We start from the raw sequence: 1,317 nt of genomic DNA on the forward strand, positions 1-1,317 counted from the left end.
CAGGCGACCAGTGCCGCGGCCAGCGGCCGTACCGTGGCGTGGTCTTGGTGGATGAGCAGTTCCCGTGCCGCGTGCGCGGCACGCCACCGGATCTCACGCCGGGGGTGGCCGAAGGCGCTCCACAGCAGCACGGGCAGCGGACTCTCGTCCGGCTCGGGATGTGTCGGGGTGGTGGCAGGGTAGGGGGCGAGAAGGCCGGTGAGGGCGTCGGCTGCGGCAGCGGGTTCGCACAGGCGACCGAGCACAACGGCGACGGTCTGCCAGCCGAAGGCGGTCAGCCGTGTTTGCGCACTCGGCAGTGCTCGCAGGATCGCGCTGCGGATCGTGGCGTCGTCGCCGAGGCTGAGCAACTGCCGTGCCAGGCGTGGGGGATCGTACGTCCTAACCAGGTCAGGCAGATGCTCTGCGAGGAGGGCGGTCGCAGTGGTCTTGGCCCACGTTTCGACGCCTGGCCAATGACGCCACTGCTCGACGAGGCCGGCCAGGGCCTCGATCACGGCTGGCGCGTTGGTGGAGGCCAGTGAAGCGGCTGCGTCGAGGGCAGACAGCCGCTCGGTCATCGGTGCGGCTTCGATGACCCTGGTGAGGTGCTGCACCAGCGAGCGACTGTACAGCGCAGCTGTTCCCGTAGCTTCGACGTCCGAGGCGAGCGTGCGCCAACTGGCCGCGGACACCGACGCCGCAGGCGCCCCCGTGCCCGGGGAGTCCTCGGTGTCCCCGATCCAGGTGGCCGAGCCCCCCTGTGATTCATCAGCTCGGCCCGGCGGAGTCAGAGCGATGACCGGTTCGAGCATCGGCTGAACGGCTGCCGCCTGGTCGAGGGAGCGTGCCGCGTCGACGAGCCGCGAAGCGAGCCGGGGTTGCGATCGAACGGGGACTCGGAGCCGCAGCCACGTGGCGGCGCGGACCAGAGCTGTCCGAGTGTCCGCCCGGCTGCTGGCTGGCCCTGCGGAGGCGAGGTGCCGCGTCACGGTGATCTGGAAGGCGAGGCGCCGCGCGTTGTTGTCGATCAGGTGGTCGAGGGCGAGTGCTTGCCCGCCAGGCAGCGCTCCGGTGGTGACGGCTCCTTCGAGTGCGGCTGGCAAAGCTTGCGCGAGTGCGATCCGGTCCTCGTCGTCCCAGCGGCTCGCCGTGGCCAGACCGAGGCCGCAGTCGAGGCTGGCCGTGGCCTTCAGCACCTCCTCGTAGGGGATGACACTGGCGTCGGTGACGTGCGGGGTGACGGCTTCCACGGCCGCGATTAGACGCGAGGCCGTGACGGCGCGGTCCGTCGCGGACAGATCGGCGCGCTGCGCCAGGTCGGCGTAGACGCTGAGC

1 protein-coding gene is annotated in these 1,317 nt (G+C 71.0%); it reads right to left on the reverse strand.

Annotated features, from left to right (window positions below):
- On the reverse strand, positions 1–1,317 hold a 1,317-nt coding region (locus ACWEBX_RS40895; RefSeq protein ID WP_451889747.1), incomplete at both ends, for a hypothetical protein.

This window comes from Streptomyces sp. NPDC005070 (genome assembly GCF_053600395.1).